The following is a 9,450-nucleotide window of genomic DNA, read 5'->3' on the forward strand; positions in this document are numbered from 1 at the left end:
TGCATTAAAATAAAATAAAGATAAATAAAATAATTATATGCCATAATAAATGAACGTCTAATTATGTGCAAAATAATATGTTTTTAATAAAAATCTATGATTAAATCATTCTCACTGCACCTTGATCAGCGCTTGTAGCAAATAATGCATACATTTTTAGTGCAGGAGATATATAACGTTTTCGAAATTTAGGAGTATAAGATGAAGTTCCTCTTTTATTTTCATTTCTAGTTCTCAATAATAGTTCATTTTGACTAACTTCTAAATTTATTATACGATCAGGTATATTAATATTGATAAAATCACCATTATTAATTAAAGCAATATTTCCTTTATTCGCTGCTTCTGGAGAAATATGTCCTATAGATAAACCAGAAGTTCCTCCAGAAAATCGACCATCAGTAATTAGTGCACAATGTTTATCTAATCCCATTGATTTTAAATAAGTAGTAGGATACAACATCTCTTGCATACCAGGACCTCCTTTTGGACCTTCATAACGTATTACAACTACATTACCTTTTTTAATTTTTCCTGCTAAAATAGCCGCTACTGCATCCTCTTGACTTTCAAATACTATAGCATTACCTCTAAATGTTAAATTATTTTTTTCAACTCCAGCAGTTTTAACAACGCAACCATTTTTTGCAATATTACCGTACAATATAGCTAATCCTCCATCATTGCTAAAAGCAAATTGATGAGACCGAATACATCCTTTTTGGCGATTTTTGTCTAATGAATGCCACTTATAAGATTGCATAAATGGTTTTATTGTCTTTTTCCCCAGAGGGCCTGCATGAAACATGCTAATTACATTTTCATCTTTTGTAGTTAAAATATCATATTTATTTAATGTTTCTTCTAAATTTAATCCAAGTACATTATAAGTATTTTTATTTAACAAACTAATACGATTTAATTCTGCCAATAAACCCATAACTCCACCAGCTCGGTGAAAATCTTCCATATGATATATATTGCTACTAGGAGCTAATTTACATAAATGAGGTACTTTTTTAGACAAAATATCAATATCCAACATTGAAAAATTAATGTTACCTTCTTGAGCAGCTGCTAATAAATGCAATATAGTATTAGTCGATCCACCCATAGCAATATCTAAAGACATAGCATTTAAAAATGCTTCTCGTGAAGCTATATTTCGAGGTAAAAATCTCACATTGTTGTTTTCATAATAATTTTTTGTAATTTTAACTATTAGTTTTCCTGATTCAATAAATAATTTTTTTCTGTCTATATGAGTTGCTAGTAATGTTCCATTTCCAGGCAAAGATAAACCTAATACTTCAGTAAGGCAATTCATAGAATTTGCAGTAAATAAACCAGAACAAGAACCGCAAGTAGGACATGCAGAATTTTCAACTTTTTTTACTAAATCATTAGAGTAATTTAAATTAGCACTATATATAATTGCATCTACTAAATCTAATTTTTTTTGTTTACCATCTATAGTAATTTTACCCGATTCCATAGGACCACCAGAAACAAATACACACGGAACGTTTAAACGTAAAGCAGCCATTAACATTCCTGGTGTAATTTTATCACAGTTTGAAATACATATCATAGCATCTGCACAATGAGCATTAATCATATATTCTATAGAATCTGCTATTAATTCACGAGACGGGAGAGAATATAACATTCCAGAATGCCCCATAGCAATCCCATCATCTATAGCTATAGTATTAAATTCTTTAGCAACTCCTCCTGATAATTTAATTTCGTCAGATACAAGTTTTCCTAGTTTCCTTAAATGAATATGACCAGGAACAAATTCAGTAAAAGAATTAACAACAGCAATTATTGGTTTATCAAAATCCAGATCTGTCATTCCTGTAGCTTTCCATAATGCTCTTGCTCCTGCCATATTACGTCCCTGAGTAGTTGTGGAAGAACGATATTTTGGCATAATTTTCCCTATGATAAGATAAAAGATCATTATTTAACTTTAAAGTTATTATCATATAATTTATTATAAATCATGTTAAAAGATGTTTTTGCTGAAAAGAAAAAATATGAAGTAAATATGAATTTAATGATTATTTTAAAAAAGAACAACTAAAAACAAATAAGAACATTTGTAAGCAACAAAATAATGCTTTTATATCTGTAAAACGCAATGAAGATATTACTTACTATATTAAAATAAAAATTTTTTAAAAAATATTTTAACAGAACATATCAGTATTTTACAATTTTTATTGTATTTACATTTTAATGTATAATAAATTTTAATTGTTTTATGTTGTTGTTTTAAATATTATTCAGGGGTGAAGGGAGTTGAACCCCTAACATTCGGTTTTGGAGACCGATGCTCTACCAATTGAACTACACCCCTAAAAGCTTTTTTAAGTTACTTTAATAATTAAAAGTAATTTACTATCTTTTAGTATACTATTAAAAACAATATAAGTCTAGTACCGAACTATTCATAAGATTGACATTTATTACTACTAAACTTATTAACTACTATCTATTCATTTTATGAAATAACTTACAAGAAATCTTAAAAAACATTTTTTATTAATAAAATTTAATTACAACTTCAATTATTAATCGTACTTAAATATAATTTACAGTTTATGATTATGGATAAAATGTTATGAAATTTCCTATTTATTTAGACTATGCAGCAACCACTCCAGTGGAACATCAAGTTATGGACAAAATGATACAGTTTTTAACATTAGATGGTACGTTCGGAAATCCAGCTTCTCGTTCACATCAATTTGGATGGAAAGCAGAAGAAGCAGTTGATATTGCAAGAAATCAAATCGCTGAACTAATTAATGCAGATTTCCGAGAAATAATTTTTACTTCTGGAGCTACTGAATCTAATAATTTAGCAATTAAAGGGGTGGCTGATTTTTATAAAAGAAAAGGAAATCACATCATTACTAGTAAAACAGAACATAAAGCAGTATTAGATCCTTGTAAATATTTAGAAAACAAAGGATTTTATGTAACTTACCTCACACCATTAAAAAATGGAATAATTGATTTAGAAGAACTAAAAGCAAATATTTGTCAAAATACTATATTGATATCTATTATGCATGTAAATAACGAAACTGGTGTAATACAAGATATAAATAGCATATCTAAAATTTGTACTCATCATGGAATTTTATTTCATGTTGATGCTACTCAAAGTATAGGAAAATTACATATTAATTTAAAAGATACAAAAATAGATCTAATGTCATTTTCTGCACATAAAATATATGGACCTAAAGGTATTGGAGGATTATATGTACGAAGAAAACCTCGTGTACGATTGTCTTCACAAATCCATGGAGGAGGCCATGAACGAGGTATAAGATCAGGTACTTTACCTGTACATCAAATTGTAGGCATGGGAATGGCTTATCATCTTGCTAAAAATAATATTGAAAGCGATTATAAATATCTTACTGATCTTAGAAACTATTTATGGAATGGTTTAAAAAATATTGAAGAAATATATTTAAATAGTAATCTTAAAAATGGAGCACCACACATACTGAATGTTAGCTTTAATTATGTAGAAGGTGAATCTTTAATTATGGCATTAAAAAATATAGCAATATCTTCAGGTTCAGCCTGTACGTCTGCTAGTTTAGAAGCTTCATATGTACTTCGAGCCTTAGGTATAAAAGATGAATTAGCTCATAGTTCTATTCGTTTTTCAATTGGACGTTTTACTACTAAATCAGAAATAGATTATACTATTAAAATAGTACATATAGCTGTCAATCGATTAAGAAATTTATCACCACTTTGGGACATGTTTAAATGTGGAATTGATTTAGATACTGTAAAATGGACACATAATTCATTTTAATTGTTTTTGTAGAGAAAATAATATGACTTATAGTAAAAAGGTATTAGATCATTACGAAAATCCACGTAATGTAGGTTCATTTTCAAGTTCTGAATCTAACATTGGAAGCGGTTTAGTAGGCGCTCCAGCATGTGGGGATGTAATGAAGTTACAAATAAAAGTAGATGATAATGAAATTATAAAAGATGCTTGCTTTAAAACCTATGGATGTGGATCAGCAATAGCTTCCAGTTCTTTAGTTACAGAATGGATTATAGGAAAATCACTATTAGAAGCTGAAAATATTAAAAATACTAATATAGCAGAAGAGCTTGATCTACCTCCAGTTAAAATACATTGTTCTATTTTAGCTGAAGATGCAATTAAAGCAGCTATTACTGATTACAGAAATAAAAATAAAAGCTAACAAAACTTTATTATGTATTGATATTATCCTAAAAATTTAAGTGTATGAATAAACGTGTTGAAATAAAATTTAAATTTTTAACACGTTTATAATAGTTAATTATTAAAATAATTTAAAAATGGAATGAATGTATGGATTATTTTCAATTATTCAATTTACCTAAAAAATTTAAAATTGATAAAAAAAAACTTGTATTAAAGTTTTATGAATTACAACAAAAGTATCACCCTGATGCTATAAATAATAACTCTAAATCTAAAAATAATAATTTAAAACAATCTATAAACGTGAATTTAGGTTATTATGTTCTTAAAAGTTCATGTAGACGTGCTGAACATTTATTGCTATTAAATTCATACAACTTTAAAAAAGAACAAAAATATTTACCTCAAAGTAATTTTTTATACAAACAATTAAAGTTGTATGAAAAATTAGACACACTTAAATACACTATCAAAAAAGAACTGGAATTATCTCACTTTATTAATGAAATTGTGCATAAAAAACAGTACTATTTATCAGAGTTAGAATCAATGCTTAATCAAAAGGAATGGAAATTAGCAGCAATAATACTGCATAAACTATTATTTTATAAAAAGTTTAAAAGAAAACTAGACACATTAAAAAATATAAAAAACTAAACGTTAGTTTGAGAAATTCTATGATTACAATCAAAACATTTAATAAATATTCAAAAATAACTACACATCATGAAACTATGTTTTTTGGTATTGATTTTGGTACTACTTATTCATTAATAGCTACTGTTATATTAAATGAAATAATTATTATTTCAGATGATAAAAATCGTGTACTTTTACCTTCGGTAGTAAATTATAGTTCTTCTAAACCTATTATTGGATGGGCTGCTCAAAATATGATCATAAATGATCCAATTAACACAATAACTTCAATAAAACGTTTAATTGGACTTTCTTTAGAAGAAATAAAAAAATTATATCCTCATTTACCATATAATTTTAAAAATAATGAAAATAATAACGTTTCATTCATTACAAATAATGAAATTATAAATACTGTTGATATATCTAGTCAAATTTTTAATATATTAAAAGATCGTGTAATTTCTTTGTTTAATACAAAAATAGGTGGAGTAGTAATTACTGTTCCAGCAAATTTTAACGATATGCAAAGACAAGAAATTAAAAAATCAGCGCAATTAGTAGATTTAAATGTATTACGTTTATTAAATGAACCAACAGCAGCAGCAATTGCTTATGGATTACATCTAAAAAACCAAGGAACTATCGCAATATATGATTTCGGAGGAGGGACATTTGATATCTCCATACTTAATTTAGATAAAAGAATTTTTGAAGTATTATCTACATCTGGAAGTACTAATTTAGGGGGGGATGATATTGATCATCTATTATATAACTATATTAAAAATAAAATAATACCATTCGATATATACAACTTGTCATCAGATAAAAAATTACTAAATCTTTCTCGATCTATTAAAATTGAATTGAGTTATAGACATTATGTTACTGCTACATTTAAATCGCATAATTTTTGTATTACTCGAATGGAATTTAATAATGTAATTAGACCGATCATTTTAAAAACATTGAATATTTGTAAAGATGCACTAAATATAGCTAAAATTTCTATAAATAACATTAATCATGTTATTTTAGTAGGAGGATCTACATATATTCCTATAGTAAGACATTATGTTAAAAAATTTTTTAAACAACTTCCTTTATATTCAATTAACCCAGATCAAGTTGTAGTTATAGGAGCTGCTATTCAGGCGCATATGTTAACTAAAAAGAATAAAATTAATAACATAATATTATTAGATGTAGTATCTCAATCATTAGGAATTGAAATAATGGGAAATATAGTCGAAAAAATTATTTTTAAAAATACTAAAATTCCCATTTCACAAACAAGAGAATTTACGACTTTTAAAGATAAACAAAAATCTATATTAATTCATATTTTACAAGGCGAAAAAAATTTAGTAAATGAATGTAAATCTTTATCAAAATTTATATTAAAAGATATTCCAGAAAGACCTGCTGGAAAAATAATTGTTATCGTAAAATTTCAAATAGATGTGAATGGATTATTATCTGTTACAGCCAAAATAAAATCAACAAAAATCAAAAAAAATATTACGGTCAATCCAATCATAAACTAAATAAATTATAAATTTCTGATACAATGAATATACTGAAAAAGAAACTCTGCTATTTACTTTAAAAAATAAATATATAATTGTTTCAATATATTTAACATTACAATCCTAATATTAAAATATTAAGTTATTTTAGTGATTTTCTATAGCTTATATGTATTTCAATAAATGTATATAAATATAACTAATAATACTACTTGAGGACATAAAATATATTATGCCAAAAATTACATTTCTACCTCATAAAATATTATTGCCGAAGGGTGGAACATTCCTTGCTGAAAAAGGGGAAACAATTTTAAATGTTGCACTAAAAAATAATATAAATATTGAACATGCTTGTGATAGATCCTGTGTATGCACTACATGTCATTGTTTTATAAAAAAGGGATACTTTTCTTTATCTGTTTGTCAAGAAAAAGAAGAAGACGTTCTTGACAAGGCATGGGGAGTACAATTAGATAGTCGACTTAGTTGCCAGGCAAAAATTATGGAACAGGATATAGAAGTTGAAATTCCTACATATACTGTAAATCAATTTTAATTTTTTTATATCCACTACTTATTTTCACAAAATATATATTTTATTGTCAAAATATATAAAAAACGTTTAGATAATAAATGTGCTAAAGATAAATTATTAGTATTCAATTAAATTTATTTCATAAAATTTATTTCAAAAAAGGATTATTACTATTTTTAAAATAAAAATGTATAGGATTTCCTATAATATTTAATGCTTTTATAAAATAATTAGAAAGATATTTTTTATAAGTATCTGAAAGATAATTTAATTTATTTCCATGAATAATAATAGTTAAAGGATTTTTTTTACCTAAATGAGCATATTTTAATTTTATTCTAATATTTTTAATAATAGGCGGTTGATGCATATTTACTGCTAATTTCATAATTTCTGTTAATTTTGAAGTACTTAATGTTTTTACAGAATGTTCAAAAATTTTATCAATAAATGTAAATATTTTATTTACACCTAACTTGTTAACAGCAGAAATAAAATGAATCACTCCAACATTCATATACTTCAATTTTTCTGATTTTAAAATTTTTCTTTTATCATGTTTCAACAATTTATCACATTTATTAAATACTATCATAATCCCACAACCATTTTCAACAATACGATTGAACAACGTTATATCTTGACTTGATATAATGTCTGTAACATCTAAAACTAATATAACTATATTAGCTAATTTAATAGATTCTAATGTTTTTCTAACTGAAAACTTTTCTGTATAATTAGTAATCTTATTTTTTTTTCTTACACCCGCTGTATCAATAAAAATATAATTATTATTTTTATGTATAACAATATTCCAAATACTATCTCTAGTGGTTCCTGGTTGATCATCAACAATCATTTTGTTTTCATTAAGAATACTATTTATTAAAGTTGATTTTCCTACATTAGGTTTTCCAACAACAGCTATTTTTACAAAATTATTATTTAAATGCCATCGTACTTTATTTTTTTCTTGTTCTAAAAGAGAGACATTTAAAAGTTTATTTTTATTACTATATGAAATATTTTTTAATAAACTTATGAAATATTTCTGTATTAAAGCTGTTATTCCTATTCCATTAGTAGCTGAAATAGCATGAACGTTTGAGAATCCTAATGCATAAAATTCTGATTTTATTGAATTAATGTTTAATCCATCCACTTTATTGACCACAACTAATATACTTTTCTTATATGTTCTAATTTTTTTTGCAATACTCCAATCTTCATGTACTAATCCATCTCTAGCACTAACTAAAAAACAAATTAAATCAGATTCTTCTATAGATAAAAATACTTGATCTAGGATCTTTTTATTAATGTTTTTTTTTTATTGTTAATCCCAGCTGTATCAATGATAGTAAATATATTATTTTTGATATTTAAACATCCATATTTTCTATCTCGAGTCAATTCTAAACAATTAGAAACTAATGCATTATGAGAATTAGTAAGTTTATTAAATAAAGTAGATTTCCCAACATTAGTTCTTCCAATCAATACAATTAAAGGAACCATATAATTATTATCTCTCAATATTCTTATGTATTTATTTATTAAATCATATATTTTATTAATTTTAATTTTTTAAGTTAGTTAGCTTAATATTTATTATTTTTTAATTCTAATTTATCTTGAAAATATAAATTTTTCTATATTAAGATTGTAGCTCTTAATTTTTCATTTTAATGAAGCAAAAACATTATCTTTGAATTTATATTTGACACTGTTCCAAGCATTGTCTTTAATATGATCAATAGTCTTTATAGCTTGCAGATTATCGTTTAATTGAAATTGTATTTTAGCAATATTTAATGTTATTAAATTAAAAATATTTACATCAGGAGTATGTTTTAAGTTTTTTTTTAGTATTAATAAAGCATCATTTAAATTACCACTATCTATGTATATTTTAGCTAATTGCAAAGACGCTAAAGAACTATAAATGTTATTTTTATTATTCTCAATAAATTGAACAATTTCATTCACTGATTTTACATTTTTAGAATTATTTTTTTGGATAATTTTTTCATAATCTTCTATATAAGTAAAATTATTTATATTTGATGAATAAAAATAAAATAAAAATAAGAAAAATGTAAATCCTAAAAAAGAAAAAAATATATTATTTATTTTTTTATCTTGAAAAGTAAAGTTTATATTCATATATTTACAACATATTAAAATGTTTTTAAAAATAAAATTTTAGCGATCTTAACAATAGTATTATATGTTTAAATAAATGCAAGCATTTTTTGTCAAGGTTAAATCTACCATAAATGCATAATTAAAATAATAAAAACAATATATATATTAAATATATATATTATATATATATATATGCATCTACCATAAATGCATAATTAAAATAATAAAAACAATATATATATTAAATATATACAATATATATATTAAATATATATATTATATATTAAATATATATATTTTAAATAATAAAAACAATATATATATTAAATATATCAACTAAGAGGTCATTA

The 9,450-nt window shown here is 24.4% G+C and carries 9 protein-coding genes and 1 tRNA gene; 5 read left to right on the plus strand and 5 right to left on the minus strand.

Translation table 11 applies throughout. The annotated features are described in order from the left end of the window. Positions 1-100 precede the first annotated feature (100 nt). Together ilvD and U0T58_02795 are read right to left on the minus strand one after the other, a co-directional pair. On the minus strand, positions 101-1,936 hold the full coding sequence (gene ilvD / locus U0T58_02790; GenBank protein ID XBC42294.1) for a dihydroxy-acid dehydratase: 1,836 nt from the start codon (positions 1,934-1,936) through the stop codon (positions 101-103). 356 nt (positions 1,937-2,292) lie between these two features. After that, positions 2,293-2,365, minus strand: a tRNA-Trp gene (locus U0T58_02795). A 264-nt stretch (positions 2,366-2,629) separates the two neighbouring features. Here U0T58_02795 and U0T58_02800 point away from each other — a divergent pair. The 5 genes from U0T58_02800 (at position 2,630) to fdx (ending at position 6,970) form a co-directional block, all read left to right on the plus strand. Beyond that, positions 2,630-3,850 (plus strand): IscS subfamily cysteine desulfurase, encoded by a 1,221-nt coding sequence (locus U0T58_02800; GenBank protein ID XBC42295.1) that lies wholly within the window; start codon positions 2,630-2,632, stop codon positions 3,848-3,850. A gap of 22 nt (positions 3,851-3,872) precedes the next feature. Continuing rightward, positions 3,873-4,256 carry a Fe-S cluster assembly scaffold IscU gene (gene iscU / locus U0T58_02805; protein XBC42296.1) on the plus strand — a complete coding sequence of 128 codons (384 nt, stop codon included), beginning with the start codon at positions 3,873-3,875 and terminating at the stop codon, positions 4,254-4,256. Between the two features lie 131 nt (positions 4,257-4,387). Then, a complete protein-coding gene (gene hscB, locus U0T58_02810; protein ID XBC42297.1) occupies positions 4,388-4,897 on the plus strand; it encodes a Fe-S protein assembly co-chaperone HscB in 510 nt (169 codons plus the stop codon). 20 nt (positions 4,898-4,917) lie between these two features. Further along, the gene (locus tag U0T58_02815; protein ID XBC42298.1) at positions 4,918-6,429 is read left to right on the plus strand and encodes an Hsp70 family protein; all 1,512 of its coding nucleotides are present in this window, start codon (positions 4,918-4,920) and stop codon (positions 6,427-6,429) included. A 214-nt stretch (positions 6,430-6,643) separates the two neighbouring features. Beyond that, positions 6,644-6,970, plus strand: coding sequence for an ISC system 2Fe-2S type ferredoxin (gene fdx, locus U0T58_02820; protein ID XBC42299.1), 327 nt, complete (start codon positions 6,644-6,646; stop codon positions 6,968-6,970). Positions 6,971-7,097: 127 nt separating this feature from the next. Here fdx and der read toward each other — a convergent pair whose 3' ends face one another. The 3 genes from der to U0T58_02835 form a co-directional block, all read right to left on the minus strand. Beyond that, complete coding sequence (der, locus tag U0T58_02825) at positions 7,098-8,273, minus strand: ribosome biogenesis GTPase Der (GenBank protein ID XBC42567.1); 1,176 nt, start codon at positions 8,271-8,273, stop codon at positions 7,098-7,100. Next, positions 8,255-8,470 (minus strand): GTPase, encoded by a 216-nt coding sequence (locus U0T58_02830; protein ID XBC42300.1) that lies wholly within the window; start codon positions 8,468-8,470, stop codon positions 8,255-8,257. The genes der and U0T58_02830 overlap by 19 nt, the downstream gene beginning before the upstream one ends. Before the next feature lie 162 nt (positions 8,471-8,632). Continuing rightward, entirely contained in the window at positions 8,633-9,118 is a 486-nt protein-coding gene (locus U0T58_02835; protein ID XBC42301.1) for a tetratricopeptide repeat protein, read from the minus strand. Positions 9,119-9,450: the final 332 nt, after the last annotated feature.

The sequence above is a fragment of the Buchnera aphidicola (Meitanaphis elongallis) genome (assembly GCA_039830015.1).
GTDB lineage: Bacteria > Pseudomonadota > Gammaproteobacteria > Enterobacterales > Enterobacteriaceae > Buchnera_B > Buchnera_B aphidicola_AU.

Excerpts from the sequence above, each read along its gene's own strand:
- ilvD (XBC42294.1), bottom strand. The coding sequence starts at position 1,936 with ATGCCAAAATATCGTTCTTCCACAACTACTCAGGGACGTAATATGGCA.
- U0T58_02800 (XBC42295.1), top strand. The coding sequence starts at position 2,630 with ATGAAATTTCCTATTTATTTAGACTATGCAGCAACCACTCCAGTGGAA.
- iscU (XBC42296.1), top strand. The coding sequence starts at position 3,873 with ATGACTTATAGTAAAAAGGTATTAGATCATTACGAAAATCCACGTAAT.
- hscB (XBC42297.1), top strand. The coding sequence starts at position 4,388 with ATGGATTATTTTCAATTATTCAATTTACCTAAAAAATTTAAAATTGAT.
- U0T58_02815 (XBC42298.1), top strand. The coding sequence starts at position 4,918 with ATGATTACAATCAAAACATTTAATAAATATTCAAAAATAACTACACAT.
- fdx (XBC42299.1), top strand. The coding sequence starts at position 6,644 with ATGCCAAAAATTACATTTCTACCTCATAAAATATTATTGCCGAAGGGT.
- U0T58_02830 (XBC42300.1), bottom strand. The coding sequence starts at position 8,470 with ATGGTTCCTTTAATTGTATTGATTGGAAGAACTAATGTTGGGAAATCT.
- U0T58_02835 (XBC42301.1), bottom strand. The coding sequence starts at position 9,118 with ATGAATATAAACTTTACTTTTCAAGATAAAAAAATAAATAATATATTT.